This window comes from Pseudomonas sp. D2002, from assembly GCF_013385735.1.
Classification (GTDB): domain Bacteria; phylum Pseudomonadota; class Gammaproteobacteria; order Pseudomonadales; family Pseudomonadaceae; genus Aquipseudomonas.
The window spans coordinates 105832-123791 of record NZ_JACAPL010000014.1; the positions used below are offsets into that span (position 1 = coordinate 105832).

6 protein-coding genes are annotated in these 17960 nt (G+C 59.1%); 1 reads left to right on the plus strand and 5 read right to left on the minus strand.

The genetic code is table 11. The features are described from left to right. The first annotated feature begins 8 nt into the window (after positions 1–8). Entirely contained in the window at positions 9–917 is a 909-nt protein-coding gene (locus tag HX783_RS24760; protein ID WP_177018595.1) for a LysR family transcriptional regulator, read from the plus strand. A 9-nt stretch (positions 918–926) separates the two neighbouring features. Here HX783_RS24760 and HX783_RS24765 read toward each other — a convergent pair whose 3' ends face one another. The 5 genes from HX783_RS24765 to HX783_RS24785 form a co-directional block, all read right to left on the minus strand. Further along, complete coding sequence (locus HX783_RS24765) at positions 927–1868, minus strand: cupin (RefSeq protein WP_177018596.1); 942 nt, start codon at positions 1866–1868, stop codon at positions 927–929. A gap of 985 nt (positions 1869–2853) precedes the next feature. Beyond that, positions 2854–3084: a hypothetical protein gene (locus HX783_RS24770; RefSeq protein WP_177018597.1), complete on the minus strand. Its 231-nt coding sequence runs from the start codon at positions 3082–3084 to the stop codon at positions 2854–2856. A 408-nt stretch (positions 3085–3492) separates the two neighbouring features. Then, positions 3493–4206, minus strand: coding sequence for a hypothetical protein (locus tag HX783_RS24775; protein ID WP_177018598.1), 714 nt, complete (start codon positions 4204–4206; stop codon positions 3493–3495). An 822-nt stretch (positions 4207–5028) separates the two neighbouring features. Further along, positions 5029–5568 carry a hypothetical protein gene (locus HX783_RS24780; protein WP_177018599.1) on the minus strand — a complete coding sequence of 180 codons (540 nt, stop codon included), beginning with the start codon at positions 5566–5568 and terminating at the stop codon, positions 5029–5031. Between the two features lie 5 nt (positions 5569–5573). Further along, positions 5574–17948: a filamentous hemagglutinin N-terminal domain-containing protein gene (locus HX783_RS24785; RefSeq protein WP_177018600.1), complete on the minus strand. Its 12375-nt coding sequence runs from the start codon at positions 17946–17948 to the stop codon at positions 5574–5576. Between the last annotated feature and the right edge of the window lie 12 nt (positions 17949–17960).

A 17960-nucleotide genomic window follows, 5' to 3' on the forward strand; every position in this document is an offset into this window, starting at 1 on the left:
CGCCGAATTTGGATTACTTCACTGCACTGACCGCCTTCGTCGAAGCCGCTGAAGGCAACAACTTTTCGCGCGCGGCCGAGCGGCTCGGCATCAAGGCGTCAACGGTTTCGCGCTACGTGAAGGACCTGGAACAGGACCTCGGCATTGCGCTGTTCAACCGCTCGACACGCACGCTGCACCTGACCGAAGGCGGCCAGACATTTCTGCTGCACGCGCGTCGCGTGCTGGATGAACTGGAACAAGCCAAGGCGGCGACGTCGGCGTTGAACCAGCAACCTCGCGGAGTGCTCAAGCTTAATGTGCCGCCGGCCTTTGCCCGTCACCATATCCTTCCCGTTCTCAACACGTTTCTGGCGCGTTATCCGCAGATCAAGCTGGAGCTGGTGCTGGAGGAAGCGCAGGTCAACTTGATTCATGCAGGCGTCGACCTGGCGATTCGGATTGGCGCACTTGCCGACTCCACCCTCAAGGCTCGCAAGATCTGCGCGGGCAAGTACCTGCTGGTGGCAAGCCCGGCGTTTGCGGCGCAACACCCTGCCCCGTCCACACCGACAGACCTGGCCAGCCTGCCGGCGATCCTGGGTAGGCACGCCGCGGACCATTTTGCCTTCGCTTGCGCAGATGAGGTGCTGCCATTGGTGCATGGCGACAGCATTCGCATCAGCGACCTTGACGCGCAGTTGATCGCTGCGCGCCAAGGCCTGGGTTTTGCGCTGCTGCCTGACTGGTTGGTGGCCAAGTCGATTGAAACCGGCGAACTGCGGGTTTGGCTGCCGCACTGGACCATCCGTGGCGCAGAGCAGGCGTTTGCCGTGTGGTTTGTTTACCCGCCCAAGCGCATCGTATCGTCCAAGGTCAGGTGCTTCATCGACTTTATCGTCGAGCAGCTAGGCGAGACACCTTATTGGAAACGCTGAAAGCACCCGTCAGCTGAAGCGGATATCCAGCGCGCGTAGATAGGTCTGCAGCCCGGCGTCCTGGATCGGGATCAGGAAAGCCTCCGTATCCGACTCATTGAAGTGGGCATGCCAGTAGCCCGGTGGCGTCACGAACGCCAAGCCGGGCGACCACTCCACCCGGACCGGATTGCGGATCTGGCCGTCGGCGTCCAGCTCAGTACCGACCAGCGAGTAGCAGCCCGCTGGGCAGTCGATAATGAAGTCGAGGGCAATCGACTGATGCCGGTGCGGCTTTTGAATCGAACCGGGCGGCAGGATGCCGTACATGGCCCACAGCACATGCGTGACGGTGCGGGTCTGTGGGAAATTGCGATTCCCCAGCAAGATGCTGATACGGCTGCGGTCCTGGGCACGCGGGTCGTCAGCCGCTTCACGCAGCTTCAGGTTGGCCAGTGCTGCGGGATACAACGTCGGCGCGAAACGGTCGGCGCTGCGCGTCACGCCCAGGTAGCGCAACAGCGGTGCGTCATGCACGTAGTACAAGCGCGCATCCTGTGTGGCGCTGAAGTGGGCCGACAGCATGCCAGGCAACGCGATAAAACAACCGGCTGACCATTCAATTGCATGCTCGCCCTGAACAACACTGCCCTCCCCGGCAATCACATAAAACACCTGTGAAGTCGCATTGGGGTGCAGTTTCAGGGCGTCGCCGGCGTTCAGGCGAATAAAGTTGGCACACAGCCCAGGCCCCGTCGCCGGACCCTCGCAACCCAGCGCATCACTGAGGTCAAGCGCGACGACACGCGAAGGGCCGCTGTCATACAGCGAGGCCGGGAAGCTGTGGTAGGGAATCCGGGTAATCAGATTGGCACTGATGGGGTTGGCCGCTTTGCTGTACTCAAAGTACTCGGCGTCCAGTTGCTCGCTCGGCAATGTATCGGTCAGGTTGGGCTTGAATTCGCTGTTCATCATCCACCTCAGGCTTTGGCTGGTTTGGACCGACTATAGGCATTGCGCCCACTGGGATTAAGCACTCGGTTGGCATAGCAGTTGTGCAGGATGGGGTGGTTGGGTTTTTTTTGGTGTTGTGTTCTTGTCGATTGCCGAAGCGTAAACCGATGAACCGGGTGATCGGGGAGATAGAGATCAGACTTTGTATGAAAATGAGCTTGTAGCGTATCTAACGCATAATCATTGTTTAGCCTTTGGCAGCAGATATCGGGGCCATTCTCGGGACTGCCTCTTGATCATTTATAAATCTTTTTTTAAAAAATCGGGTGCGCAACCCCTTCAGCAACTTCCATAGAAGCCCCTCGAATCCGCTGAAAAGTTGAAGACCGTGTTTCAGTCATTTATCAATATCCTGGCTTTCGGTAAGGATCGACATCAGCGTGATCTTGCGGCCAATGTGGAACGAATTCTTTCCCTCCATCTCTTTCAGGAATGGGTTCGTGACCCAACTCCACCTTTATCCGCATTATATCGCTGCGGCGCGAGTCCTTTACTCATTCGTTCAAGGTTCTCTGGTCCACATCTGTTCGCAGCGTCTGGAGCAGATGCCTAGTTTTCCAAAACCTAGACCGGACAGCAGACCAAGAAGGGTCGTCACCTTTAGCCGTTTGATTATAAACATCATCACCAACCTTCCATCCATTCTTCACGGGCGGACTGTCGATCTGGACAGATTCTTTTGCGCCTGCAAAGCCCGCATCGTTAGCCGCTGGCTCCCCATCACCTAATACTTTTGTTTCACCAGATAGTAAATCGGCTACCGGTCCTTCTGCACCTTCTATTCAAAACGACAGTAAAGTGGTCATTTATTAAGTCCAATTGAATTCAGGCTCAATAGTAAAATCAAGCCCAGCAGTAACAAGAGTATTTCTAACTTGCAAAACTTCCATCGCCCGCCCAGTAAACACGAGAGAAATTCCATTCTGGAGAGTCTCTCTAGACATTAAAAATTATAGCCTGTCACTTCAGATACAGCTCTTATATGGGCTTCATTTTTATAATCACCACCACAACTAACTTCATACTTCGTTTCATCAACCTTAATACCCGAAATATGTGTTGTCACTACAGACCAGCCACAATCAGCACACCTTAATCCTTGAGCGCTACCCTCTTTGAGGCGCTCTAATCTCCTTCCGCATCGCTCACACACCATAAAGTAGTTCTTTTTCATTCTGCCTTACCAGGATAAAACACCTTAAACATTCTCTGACTTGACAAACCAGAGACATTAAACAAAAAAAGGTAACAGACCCCATTTATTACAGGAGAGGTCTAGTCAAGGACTATGCCTGCCCTCTTTTGTTGTTTTTATGGTTGACGCTTGAACTAGCCGAAGGGTCTTCATATCCTGTAAGAGCCCTCTATGTCATCTTCACCTGCATCATAAAAAGTCTTTTTAGTCGCCTTCAACTAGTAAACTGCAATTTGCTGGCGATGGTATGGGCCCTCCCTGCTGCCAAAACAATGACCAAAACCTCTACCATAAGTCGCTCAAGTATTGGTGCATCTGTATCATAAATCTCATCGTACGCATAGCCAAACTCAAACTCTCAGGCGCCCACTCTTCAATATATGCCCACTAGACCAGCCCCAAGATCGGCTTGATCTGTTCATTCATTTGTACAAAAGCTTCATAGGACATGTTCGGGTCATCATTGAGAATTAAATAGACCCCTCCCGTCAGCCGTACCGCAATACGACACTTGCCTTCCAATCGTGCAATTACTTCATCAGGGCCGTAGCCTAAAGCACGCTGACAAAGGGCTGCATCCCAGAACTGGGCAGGATTTAGCGTATAAATATTGTTGCGCCCATCAATATCTAAAGTTTTGTCCTCACGCAACCGATTATAAACCGCGTTGTCATCGTTCAACCCTCCTTGATAATACAGACCATACAGATCATAGGCTACATGAGCCCTATACCCCTTGAATGCCTCAATCACTTTTGGTAAGTGCTCATTCACAACAAGTTTATAGTCAATAGCCTTGTTTGATATCTTAAATCCAAACCGCAAGTGTTCGTCATAGGATGCCCTATCTTCATATATGTATCGATCACCACGATACGCATAATCCCCCACACACCGGAGCCCTTTGATGGGAAGTTTAACTGTATAGGTAGCAACTAACCCGTCGCCGCAACTCGGGGTAGCCGCAAGCTCAAGACCCGCAAACCCTAAAGGAGCACCAATCCGAGACATCCTATCCATGACTTCAGCATGTCGCTGATTTATGGATAGAGTTTTATCAGGGCGCGCGTAAAACCATAGTTCTATATCTGCTGCACTCATGGGATTCTTGTCCTAGCACTAACAATGCTATCGAAACCATTGGGCCGAATGAAAGCTTTAGCCTGAGCCTCAACTTTTTGATTAGGAAACTCATATACAACTTTATATCCGCGAACATCGGGATCAGAACACCATTATTAAAATGTGGTCTGACCTCAATGTTTTTTCAATGTTTTCCGCTCTGCAGCCAAGAATACCCTACCTGGAATCGCCTGACCCCGCTCCCGTCTCCATCCCATAAAAGTATCTGCCCAACATAACTAAATGGCTATCAAATCCCCCACGCAGTCAATCTTGACACTTCGAGAATTCCCCTCTTTCAACTTAGTCAGAAAACCAATCAAATCCCATTCTGTCTTCACCACCGTATCCTCATTTTAATCATAGTGATAGACAGCGTCTTGTTGCCCCCGAGACGTCTGAACAAAATAATACTGTGTCTCAGAAATAAATAAAAAGACGAAAGGCTTATTAAGAAACTCATAGAAACCAAGTTCTTGAAGTTGAGTAAAAAAAAATCCAACTGAAATATAAAATGGGCACGAGCGCTCCATGTCGGACGATAGAGTTGAACTAGCGAATCCTCGATCACACCACCGTCAGTTCTGCCCATATCCGACAAAAAGCTTTTCAGTTGACCTTCAATTAGAATATTGTAAAATCTTCCGATTTTTTGTAAGTCGTCATCTGAATATCCCCCGCAAGCAGCAGCCATTGAGCGCTCTTCATTCGAAAAAAGAAAGTCAATACATTTCATGGGGGGCTTCTCGAGCTTTCCTAAAAAAATAGAAAATAGAGGTCAAATTTTACAGGCACTATTTTTTAATTTTCTTTTGGTTCCGCGCCAGACGTCAGTTTAATGTAAGCAGCGGCCAAGTCTATCTTTTCTTTTCCTGAGAGCCGTCCCCAATCACTCAGCCTCAGTTGCTCTTTATATATTTCATCCGCAACATACGGAATATTTTCATCCACCCCATCTATGGCAGCGATGAATTCTTTGGGAGGAAGATAATTATGAGCATCTATGAAATGTAGAATCATTATGGGCGCGGCATAAATAGTTTCGCGCGCTGGAATCCAAAGCTCAGCGCTAGGCAACACTTTTCCAGAGGAGTCAAGCAGCTCTAATTGGCCACATATTTGACAGCAGGTCGACTCTCGAATTGGCTCTACAAGTGGCCGAAATCTGCCACTTCCACCGGCCAACTTTTTCAGTTTAAGGAACGTTGCCTGAGGGATATTACCTCGCGGAAATGTTGATTCGACATCAAGCCAACCCACATTTTTTACACCTATTAAAGTGAATGGTTCTATCTGATGAGAGTAGCTGGTCAAGTCAGCAAAATGGGGTGTTTTATTCATTGTCATTACTTCTTTGGTATATAGGGAACGGCTTGGGTACAAGCGGCCCAAAAAACGCAGCCCATATTCGACTCAAGAAAATCGGAAAGTTTAGTCGGCGCGCTAGTGGTAGTAGAATTGCCAAATATATTTAACGGCTTATTTTGGAATCCCGGACTCAGCAATGTATAGTTATAGCCCGTCTCACCAGGTGCAGTCACCTGATAACCTGCCAAATCGTTATAGTTGCGCTGCGTAAGAACTTGACCGTTAGGCGAAATACCCGTTCTCATCGTATTTTCCAGTTGCTCCACTGATGTTAGCTGCTCCAGTATCTGGCCGGTTGAGTCAGCAATCGTTATGCCAGGTCGTGGTGAAATAACAAACGTTCCCGCAGGAGAGACATATTGTGTTGACGCGGAGCTACCATCCATCACACCGTGCCCAGCAAGCGCTTGTCCACTACCACCTTCGGTAACAGACCCGGCAAACTCATGACCACTTGTGCTGCCCAGCCCTCGATCAACCCCTACCTCTACTACATTATTCTCTCCATAAGCCAAACCCAGCGTTGAAGGTAGCGCACCTCCAGCTTCGCTGCCAGCCGATACTGCCTTCCCGATAGTCACAGCCCCTATCGCGGCAATCCCGGCCAATCCCTCCTCAGGCAACATGGCAATCTGCCCGATTTGGACGTCTTGCTCCTGTGCCTTTGCTATCTGCTCGCTGTGCCCGATGCCGTTGTAGAGCGTTTCATCCTCGCTGCGTGAGCGAAAGGCTGTCTTCAACAAGTCTAAAGGTGTTTGGGAATTGGCAGCCGTCCATTCAGCTTTCTGTTCCGGTGTTCCGGCAAATGGGAAGTCGTAAGTGGTAATGGCGCCGTTCTGCTTCAAACCGCTTAACGCGGCGTCCGCCAGCCCCCCACCGACTTTGCTGACCATTTCGTCGTAGTACTGTTGATATGAATCAGCCAGAAAGGACCGCTCTGCGTCGGTTAGCGGGTCTCCCGCCGCAACTTTCGAGCGCAGGTAATCGCTTTGCTGATCGCGTTGTTGCAATTCCTTGTATTCAGCTGCCTGCTGAACTGTCGCAGTACCGTGTTCCAGTGCCTGACGATCTGCCTCTCGACGGGCTATCGAATTCGGCCCCAGGAAATTGTTCTGCGTAGCATTTTCCGCCACGGAAGCGCCAATCGAGGCATTCCCGCCTGTTGCCGTGGCGGCAAGGATGCCAACCAGCCCTGACAGCGCGACCAGCCTCTGCTGCGCTTGCTGCAGGGTCACCGAATTGGCCGTCGCAGGGTCAGGCATGACCAGGTCCGACAAGCTCTTCACGACAGCTTCGTCAGCCCCCGCCGCCAACGCGCCCGTTTTGAAATCCCCGCCTTGAGCGACGGATAGAACCCCGCCGAGCAAGGCGTGCATGCCGATCTTGGTCAACGAACCGTCGGGTAGGTAAGTCCCTCCGATATCGTTAGCTACCGTTGCACCACCGACGTTAATCGCGGCACCGGCCAGCGAGCTAACCAGATTGCCCTGCAGGCTCCCGCCCTCGACAGCCGTTTTAGCAACGGCATTGGCAACCGAAGTGACAGCCGCCTTTTCAAGGTTGTCCACGCTGAACACGGCAGGGTTGTAAGGCAGCTCGTAGCCTATTCCCGCAGTGAGTCCCGCCAACACATCGTTTTTAAGGCTTGATGTCGAGAGTGCGTCCTTCAGGGTCGCGCCCAGATTGCCTTTGTTGTTGATCAAACTCACCGCACCACTGCTGGCCATTGAGGTCAACACGGCCGAGGCCATCATGTTCCCCAAGCCAGCGGTAGTCGCATCAACAGCGGCAGTCGTTGCGGTGGCTGCGACTTCAGCAGTAGCCGCAGCCATGGTCGACCCAGCGCCAGCCCCGGACATTGCAGCCACCGCGCCACTCGCCGCCCCCGCCGTCAGCACCGAGACAATGATGATGATCGCCAGCATCGCGCCTTCGCCCAAACTGGAATGGCTGTACTTGTAGGCGTCGTGCATTTCCTTGACTTGCTGCCAGTTCACATCGCCGCGGGCTTCGGCATCTTTCAACCACCCCAGGCTCGGGTCAGCCTTGACCATGACATCGATGGTTTGCGCAACCGTGTTTTGGTCGATCTGCTTGATACCGATATTCAAGCCGTTCACCGCATTGATGACGGTCTGCCCCTTAGCCGTCATCTCGGTCTGGCGAAGGGTTTCATCGGTACTGCCTTTCCCTGACATCGACGTCCACGCCAGGCTGGAGTCGCTCTTGCTGTGGCTCTCCTGGTGCAGATCCTTCACTGCCTCAAACGAAATGCTCCCGCCACTGTTCAGCGACAGGTTCGCACCGCTATCAAGCTTGGCGTTCCGGTACACCTGGTCGCCGCCGCTGATCAGCGATAGCGCCCCGCCTGTTTGGATCTGACTCCCCACATTGCGAACATCAGTCACTTCATCATGCTGAGTCTTCAGCGCGCCGAAGCCACCTTTCTTCTTCATGTCGTACAGCGAGTAGTCGCTGTCTTGCGCAGCATTCAGATCAAGCGTGTTGCCGGCATACAAATACGCCTCATCCCCCGCCGTCACCCGGCTCGCCGTCAACGCCAGGTCTTGCCCGGCGCTCAGCGCCACGTCGCCACCGGCCTTGACCGTGGTCGACACCTGGCTCACATGGTCGTCTTCACTCTTGACCTTTTTCGAGGTAAACGAGGCATGGGATTCGTCCGCCGCCGCCGACAGCGACAAATCGCCCACTGCCGACATCGTCACATCGCGCTTGGCATCGATTTCACTCGCCACCGCGCTGATGTCCCGCCCCGCCTGTACCTTCAAATCTCCGCCGGCATCCACGCGGCTGCCGTACTGGCTCACGCTGCTGTCCTTGAACAGCCCGCTGACCGTATTGCTGTTGGTGCCTTCGGCCGCGACAAGGTTGACGTCGCGCCCGGCCTTGATCGTGGTGTCGGCGCCGCTGCTGGTTACCCCGCCCACGCTGTCGACGTCGCGGCCGGCTTGCAGGCTCAGGTTGTTCGCGGCTTCGATGCGTGCGGCGCTGTCCACCGAGTCGGTGTGTTCGGTGCGGTAGCCGCTGCTGCTGTCGTGACTGGTGACGCTGCGCTCGTTGAGGATGTCGCCATTGCTGGCGGTCAGGTTCACGTCGCGGCCGGCGATGATGCCGCCGGCGGTGTTGACGATGTTATTGCCGGCCAGCAGGTCCAGGCGGTTACCGGCCTGGATCAGGCCGCTGTTGCTGAGGTCGTTGCCGGCCTGGGCCGACAGGTTATTGCTGGCCCGCAAGGTGCCGACGTTGTCCAGGTTCTGGCCGGCGATGAGGTTGACATCGTTACCGGCGATCAACGCGCCGTCCGGGGCCAGGCGGTTGTTGGCCTGGGCCAGATACACCACCGGCACTAGGACGTTTTCGCCGTTCACTTGCTCGTTTTCGAGCCACACGATGTCGTGGGTCAGCGCCGCGACCTGGGCCGAGGTGAGGCTCACACCCACGCTCAGGCCAAGCTGCTGTTTGCTGCTGATGGCGTTGTCCATCAGGTACTTGAGCATGCCCGAGTCGGAGTTCTGGCCGTCGATAAAGCGTTGGCCGGTGCGGGCCACCACCGCTTGTTCGACCAGGCGTTGCTCGTAGAGGCCGTCGCCGAGGCGCTTGGCGCTGTCGTCGGGGTTGTAGCCGAGGCCGGAAAGCAGGTAGTCCGAGCTCATGAACTGCTTGAGGTCGGTGAGCACCGGGTTGGTTTCGATCAGGTATTTCTGTGGCTGCGACACCGGTTGGGTGTTTGGCAGGCCCTGTACACGGGCGAGGCTTTGGCTGGCTGTCAGGGACGGGTTATCGGGCCCAGCGGGTTTCTGCGGTGTGTTCGGGAGGGACGCACCGATCGCCGGCGCTGCACTGCTGCGGTCCGGGGTTTGAATGTTGGCGGCGCCACCCTCGCTGATCGCGCCGACGCCGCTGCCGCTGGCACCAATGCCGCTGGCTTGGCGGCTGGCCAGGTCCAGTTGCACGCTGTTGGCCGTGTCGGGGGCCGGCGCATTCACCTGTATCAACCGGCCTGCTGTCGAGGGCGCGGTGATTGGATGCGCGTCCAATTGCAGACTGGCGCCACTCACGGACCAGCCCGGTGCGTTGTTATTGGAAGCCTTGGCGCTGCTGCCCTGCCCGCTCAGGCGGAACAGGCCGTTTTGCCCGGTCGGCAGGCTGAACCCCGGCAAGGTCAGTGGGTTGATCTGCCGCTGGGCCAGGTCGGGCGGCAGTTGCCCGTTGACGGTGATGCGGGTGGAAAACGCACTCGCACCACTCGCGCCGGCCGCGCCAGTGCCGGTTTTGGCACCCGCGCCCACATAGGTGAAGCCTGGGCGTACCACGCTGTTGTCGAGATTGGCCTGCGCCTTGACGTTGACCGCGCCACCCGCCTGAATCACCCCGGCGTAGCTTTGGTCGCCGCCGCCGATCTGGGTGACGGTGCGCAACACCGTACGCTCAGCCTCGGTGATACCGATGAACGAGGCCATGGCGCCCTGCAGGCCACTCAGGTCATTGGGGTTGTAGCTGGCGCCGCCGATGGAGTAACGGCTGTTGAACGCGGCGGCGGCGTCGTACCACATCTCCGGATGGCGGGTACGCTCGGACACGAACAGGCGCGAGGTGTCGGTTTCACCGGTTTCAACGCCACTGTTGGTCAGGTTGTTGACGGCAACGCTGAGGTTGCCGCCCGCGCCGATAGTGCTGCTGGCGTTGACCACGTCGCCGCCGGCAATGCTGAGGTTTTGCCCGGCGGTGATGCTGGAGGCGGCGCTGGAGGCCGTGACTTCGAGCTTTTCGCGCTGATCGATTTGCCACAGGTGGTTCTGTTTGCCGCTGCAATCACCCGCGTAATTCGGGCCTTCGATGCAGGGGAATTCGGTGATCGAGGCGGTGTAGATGCCGCCCGCGCTGGTGGTGAGTACCGCGCGCACGTTTTGAAGGGTGCTGGCGGCCAGGCTCATATTGCCGTCGCTTTGCAGGCTCGACGAACTGTTGACGATCGCTGTGGCAAGGCCGCCCAGGCCGTCGCGGTCGATGCTCAGGTTGCCCAGGCTGTAGACGTCGGCGTAGCTGTTGGTCAGCGTGTCGACGCGCAGGCTCATGTCGCCACCGCTGAAGATCAGGCCATGGTCATTGAGCAAGGCGCCGGTGGTGGCGGTGAGCTTCTGAGCGCTGCCGAGGGTTGCGGTGTTGTTTATCGCGCCGGCATTGATGACCAGGTCATTGGCCGAGGTCAGCCGCCCGGCGTTGTTCAGGGTGCCGGTGATAGTGGCGCTGGTGAGGCCGCCGCCGGCCACGCTGGCGGTGCTGCTCAGGTTCAGTTGCGCAGCGCTCAGGCTCAGGTCGCCCTGGCTGGTGATGTGCCCAGCGCCATTGAGCGTGCCGCCGACATGCAGGTCGAGGCTGCCGTCACTGGCGATCAGGCCGTTGGTGGACCAGTTGCCGCCTGTACCGCTGAACGCGCTGCTGGCCAGCAATTGGCCGTCGGTGGTTTGGTTGAGGGTGTTGACGTTGACCGTCAGCCGCCCGGCCTGGATCACGCTATTGTTGGTCCAGGTGTCCTGGGCGACGGTCAGGCCGCCGCGCGTTACCAGGCTGCCGCCGACGCTGTTGAGGTTGCTCGGCGCAATGGTGAAGTTGCCATTGCCGACGTGCAGCACGCTGCCGCCGACGTTCTGCAAGCTACCGGCACCGAGTACCAGGTTGCTGTTGGCGGTTTCAAGCACACCGTTGGTGTTATCCAGCAGGCCGCCGATGGCGAACTCGGTGGTGCCCGCGTTGCCCAGGGCGCGCAAGCGGCCGTTGCCGTTGTCGAGGCTGGCGGCGCTGACCTTGAGGGTGGTTTGGCTTTCGACGATCCCCAGGCGGTTATTCAATGCGCCGCGCAGGCTCAGGTCGATCTGTTGGCCGGCGATCTGGCCGTCGTTATCGCCACTGTTGTCGACGTCGTTCGCGCTGACGCTCACCAGGCCGGTGGCATAGATGCCGCCGTTACGGTTGTCGACATTGCCGGTGGTGATGAGCGCATCGCCGCCCTGGGCAGAGACGCGTCCGCCATAGTTATCAATCATCGCCGCCAGCAGGTTGAGGCGCTGGCCCTGCACCGTGCCGCCCTGGCGGTTATTGTTCAGGTCGTAGCCGTTGCGCAGCACGCCCACCAGTTGCGCCTGCACTGCGCCGTTGAGGCTGGCGAGTGTGCCGCCACGGTTGTCGAGGCTGTTGGCGTTGAGCGTCAGGTCACCGGTTTGCGCAAACAGTTTGCCGCTCTGGTTATCCACGTCGCCGCTGGTGTTGAGGGTCAGGCCGTTCTGGCCCTGCACCACGCCGAGGCCGTTGGCAATTGCGGCGGCCTGCAACTGCACGCCGGCGCCTTGGCTGTAAATCAAACCGTCGGCGTTGTTTTGCAGCAGGCCACCGGTGTTGATCGCGACGTTGCCGGTGCCCGCGAGGGTGCCGTGCTGGCTGTTGTCGATCGCCCCGGCAAACAGGCTCAGCTGGTTCTGGCTGACTATTTGCCCGCCCTGGTTGTTGACCTGGGTGGCGCGCTGCAACAGCAAGGGCCCGGCGCTGGCCAGTGTGCCGTGGGTGTTGATCAGGTTGCCGAGCAGGTTGAGGGTCACTGCGGCGTTGCCTGCCAGGGTGCCGGCGTTGTTGCTCAGGTCGGTGGCATTCACCGCCAGCGCCTGCTGCGCATTGATCTTGCCGGCGTCGTTGGCGAGTGTCGCTGCCTGTACGTCGAGGGTCGCGCCGCTGTCGATCAAACCGCCGCCACTGTTGTTGAGCAGGCCGCTGACGGTCAGGCCCTGCCCCGCGGCGCTGGACAGAATCCCGCCACTGCTGTTGTCGAGGCTGGCCGCGTTGATGTCCAGCCGGCCCTGGCTGACCAGCGCACCGGCGCCGCTGTTGAGCAGTGCGCCCGTGAGGTTGACTGCCATCGCGCCGCTGCGGCTGGAAAACGTGCCGTTGTTGCGGTTGTCGAGGCTACCGCCGCTGAAGCCGAGGCTCTGCCAGCCCGACACCAGGCCATTGGCGTTGATCAGGTTGGCCGCGCCGAGGGTAAATACCTGGCTGCTGATCAGCTTGCCGGCGCTGTTGTCCAGCGTACGCGCGGCCAGCGTCAGGTTCTGCTGGCTGGAGATTTCACCACCTTGATTGTTGAGGTCACGCAGGTGGTTGATCGTCAGCGGGCCTTTGCCGAGGATCAGGCCGCCATGGTTATCGAGGTCGCCGTTGTTCAGGTTGCCGTTGTTCAGGTCTACCGTCACGCGTTGCTCGCCAGTCACCCGGCCGTTTGCCGAGGTCAAGGTGCCGGTGCTCAGGTCGAGCGTGCCGACAGCCGACACTTCACCGCCGTTGCCGGTATTCAGGCTGGCTGCGGTGAGGTTCAGGTTGCCCTGGCTGTGAATCAGGCCAAGGCCGGTGTTGTTCAGCAGGCCATCGCTGGTCAGTTGCAGGTCGCCCCGGCTGTTCAGGGTGCCGTTGCTGTTGTCCACCGAAGCGGCGTGGGCGTCGAGACCGGCAGCGCCGATCAAACCCTTGATGTTTGTCAGCGCCTGGTTGATGCGCAAGGTCAGCGCTTGATTGCTCAGCAGCTTGCCGTTGCTGTTGTCGAGCGTGCGCGCGGCCAGCGTGAAGGCCTGGCCGCTGGAGATTTCACCGTTGCTGTTGGTGACGTCGGTGAGGTGGTTGAGTTGCAGCGCCCCGGCCGAATTGATCAAGCCGCCGCTGTTGTTCAACACGCCGTTGTTCACGTCGAGCGTCAGCGCGCCGTTGCTGAACAGCTTGCCGCCCTGCTGGTCCAGGCCGCTCACGCTGGCGGTCAGCGCGTTGCTGCTGCCGATGCTGCCGCCGTTGCTCAGTTGGCCGGCAGTGAGGTTCAGCGTGTCACCGCTGCTGATGCTGCCGTTCTGGTTGCTCAGGTCACCGGTGACCAGCGTCATTGCGCCTTTAGCGCTGAGGCTGCCTTGGGCGTTACTCAGCCCGAGGCTGTTCAGGCTCAGGGCGCCGTCGGTCAGCAGTTCGCCGCCGAGGTTGTTGACCTGGCCGCGCAGGCCCAGCGTAAGGTCTTGTGCGCTGGAAATGCTGCCTTGGGCATTGTTGAGGTTGGCGGCGCTGAGGCTCAGTTGGCTTTCACTGCTCAACACGCCTTGAGTGTTGTCGACGTCACCGGTCAGGGTCAGCATCAGCGGCTGCTGGCTGAAAACCTTGCCGCCGCTGTTGACCAGCGTCGAGCCGCTGAGTGTCACGCGCTGGCCGTTGAGCTGGCCCAGTGTTCGGTTAAGCAATTGGTCAACGGTCAGGCTCAGGGCGTTCGCCGCGAGCAGTTTGCCGCCGTCGCTGTTGTCCAGGCGCTGGGCATTCACGCTGACATCGGCGCTGCCGGTCAACTCGCCCGCGCGGTTGTCGACGCTGCCCACGTCCAGTGTCAGTGCGTGGGTGGCGCCGACCAGGCCCGTGCGGTTATCCAGGCTGGCAGCGCGGATGTGCAAGGTGTCGGTGCTGACCAACTGGCCGTGCTGGTTGTTGATGGCGCTGGCGTTGAGCGTGGTGTCGGCCTTGCCGGCCACTTGACCACTGCGGTTGTCCAGGCTGGCGGTGGTGAGCAGCAGCGCGCCATCGCCGACCAGGCTGCCGCGTAGGTTGGTGAGTTGGTCACGGGCAGTGATGTCGACGCCGCCATGGCTGCTGATGACGCCGTCGGTGTTATCCATTTGCGCGCTGCTGGAAGTAAAACCCAGGGCGCTGATGTGGCCGTTGACGTTGCCCAGTTGCTGGTCTGCAGTGAGGCTCAGGGCCTGATTGCTGATGAGTTTGCCGTTGCTGTTGTCAAGGTTGTGCGCCGCCAGCGAGAACGCGGTCTGGCTGGAGATTTCACCGCCCTGGTTGCTCAGGTTGCCCAGGTTGCTCAGCAGCAGGATTGGCGCATTGATCAAGCCGCCGTTGCTCAGGTCGCCGCCGTTGAGGTTCAGGTTCAGCTGGGTGTTGCTGAACAGTTGGCCGCCCTGTTGGGTCAGGCCGCTGACGCTGGCGGTGAGTACATCGGCGCTGGCAATACGCCCGCCGTTGGTGACCTGGGCCGCGGTCAGGTCGAGCTTGCCGGTGCTGGTGAGGGCTCCGCCGGTGCCGTTATTGAACTGGCCGGTGGTGACGCTGGCGGCGCCGTCACTTTTGATCAGGCCTTGCCCGCTGTTGTCGAGGCTGGCGCTGGTGAGTGTCAGGCCGTGTGCCGAATCGAAGGTGCCGCCCAGGTTCAACAGCTCGGCGCTGCTGGTCACGCTGAGCATGCCGGCGCTGGTCACCTTGCCACTGCTGTTGTCGAGGCGTTGGCCGAGCAGCGTAAGGTTGCCTTCGCTGCTGAGGGTGCCACCGGCGTTGATCAGGCTGGCACCCGCCAATGCGGCCGGCGTCAGTTGAATCGCCAGCGAGTGCTGGGCGGCCACGCTGCCTTGGGTGTTGTCCAGGCGCGTGCCGACAAGGTGCGCATCCTGCGCGAACACCAGCCCTTTGGCCTGGTTGATCACCTGGGCCACGGCCAGCTCCAGTGCCGTCGCGGCGAGCAGCTTGCCGCCGCTGTTGTCCAGTTGCTGGCCAGTCAGCGCGACGTCTTGCTGGCTGGAAATCTCCCCGGCACGGTTGTTGGTGCTGTCGACCGCCAGTTTCAGCGCTTTATTCGCCGCTACCAGTCCGCCGTAGCTGTTGTCGAGGGTGTTGGCATTCAGCGTCAGCGTGCCCTGGGCCGTCAGCTCCCCGCCTTGTTGAGTCAGTGTCCCCAGGGTTGCGTCGAGGTCGCCTTGGCTGGCGATACGGCCCTTGGCGTTGCTGACGTTATCGAAAGCCAGGTGCTGCGGGCCGGTGGCGCTGATCAAGCCATTACTGTTATTCAGCGACTGGCCAACAAAACCCAGCGCCTGCTGGCTGTTGATCACGCCTTGGCGGTTGTCCACCTGGCCGGTGTGCAGGTTCAGGTTCTGGTTGGCTCGAATCAAACCGGTGCGGTTGTCCAGGCTGGCGGACTGGATGCCCACCGCGCCTTTGGCCAGCACGCTGCCTTGCGCATGGTTGTCGAGCAGGCCGTCTACGCTTGCGTTCAGGCTGCCATCACTGACGAGGCTGCCGGCCTGGCTGTTGTCCAGGCTGGCAGCGTTCACCTGCAAGCGCTGACCGGCGCCGAGGGTGCCGCCCTGATTGCCGAGTGCGCCGATGACGCTCAGGTCGAGGCTGTTATCGCCCAGTACGTGCCCGCCCTTGTTGCTCAGCGCCGCGGCATTGACCACGCTGGCACCGGCGCTCGACACCTCGCCGCCGTCGTTGACCAGGCTGCCGACCACGCTCAGCGCCAAATCGGTCGAGCTGCTGAGCAAGCCGTGGGTGTTGTCCAGCGTGCCCACGTGCGCCGTGAGCCCGGCTGCCGAAATTTCACCGTTGAGGTTCGCCAGCAACTGGTCGACCTGCAGGTTCAGCGCCTGGTCGCTGATCACCTTGCCGCCGCTGTTGTCGAGGTTCTGCGCGGCAAGCGTAAAGGCCTGCGCGCTGGAAATTTCACCGCCACTATTGCCCACCGTGGCGAGATGGTTGAGCAGCAGCGCGCCCGGGGTGTTGATCAGGCCACCGGCGTTGTCCAATTGCGCGTGGTCCAGGTCCAGGGTCAGGCTACGGGCGCTGTACAACTGGCCGCCCCGGTTGCTGATCGCGCCCTGGCTGGTGAGCGCCCATGGCCCGGCACTGCTGATGGCCCCGCCGTCGTTGATCAGGTTGCCTACCTGCGCGCCAAAACTGTTGTCGCTGTGCACCACACCCTGGGTGTTATTGAGCTGATTGCGCAGCACCAACGACAGGTCGTCTTTGGCATACACGCTGCCTTGGCCACTGTTGTCCAGGCTGCCCGCGTTGAGGCTGACAGTGTGCTGGCCGCTGAGGGTGCCCTTGAGGCTATTGTCGAGGCTGGCGGCGCTCAGTTGCAGGTCACCGGTGGCGGCGAACAGGCCGGTCTGGTTGAGCAGTTGCCCGGCGATTTGTGCGGTGAGCTGGCCGTTGCTGATAATCCGGCCCTGGCTCTGGTTGTCCAACTGATCGGCGTTGATCTGGCCCTGGCGCTGGGCGCTGAGGGTACCGTGCCGGTTGACCAGCGCAGCGGCATTTACCGTCAGGTCACGGCTGGCGATCACGGTGTTGCCGGTGTTGTCCAGGGTTTGCGCAGTCAGGCGCACATCGCCATTGGTATTGCGGCTGTTATCGGCATTTACGCCCGCTTCGATAATGCCGCTGTTGCTCAGGTGAGCGCCGCTGTCGAGGGTGATGCTGTTGCGGGCCGCGAGGTTGTTGGCGTTGCTGAGGTCGCCCTGGGCCTTGATCGCCAGGTCTGTACCGGCATACACCGCGCCTTGGGTTTCCACACTTTGGGCGGTCACATTCAAGGCACTGCCGGCCGAGGTTTGCCCCAGGTTCAGGTGGCCGTTGGCATCAATGCGGATATCGCCCCCGGCAACCATGTTGCCGGCAAGCCGTACCCCGACGCCCGCCTCGGTGCCCACCAGCCTGATCGTGCCGGCGTACATCCCGCCCAACGCCGATGAGTCGATCGCCAGCGTCGGTGCGGCGCTGCCGTCGGCGGCGCGTGCGGTGGCATTCAAGGTGGCGGCGTCGACGTCATTGCGCCCGGCGACGATGGCCAGCTTTTGCGCCTGAATCTGCGCGTTGATGTGCGCGGCGCGGGTGATGATTTCGAACTGGCCGACGTTGCTCGCGTTCAGGCCGTCGCCATCAACCGACACACTGCCCTGGTCCACCTGGTAGCGGCTGACCTTGCCGTTTTCAATCACGGCCTGGCCGGTGGTCAGCGTCACCTGCGGCGTGTTGATAAAACCGCAGCCGTTGCAGCTCACGCCGTAGGGGTTGGCGACAATCACATGCGCTGACTGCCCCGCCACTTCGGTGTAGCCGCGCAACTGGCTCGGGCTGCCGCCGTTGACTTCGTTGAGGATCGTGCTGGCGGCCTGCCCGTTGAAGTTGGGGTTGCCGACAATGATCCCGCCCAGCTGTGTGCTTTGGGTGCGGTCGGTGGCGTTATTGAGGATCAGGCCTTGCGTGCCGACGTTGTAGTCATGGAACTGGTTATGGGACAGGCCCGCCGCATTCGGCGCCGCGATGTTGACAATCGGCACGCCATTGCCGGCTTGCGCCAGGGTGGTGCCGGGCGCATTCACGACAATGCCGTCCGCCTGCGCCAGCAACGGCTGCCAGAACAGCGCGTTCGCCAGAATCAGCGCCAGCCCGCGTTTGGGCAGGCCCAGAAACGACGTGCGGTTTTTCAGCGCTGCAGAAGGCTGGCGCGCAAGAAAGGCGAACTGGCGGACGTCCATGTGAAGTCTCGA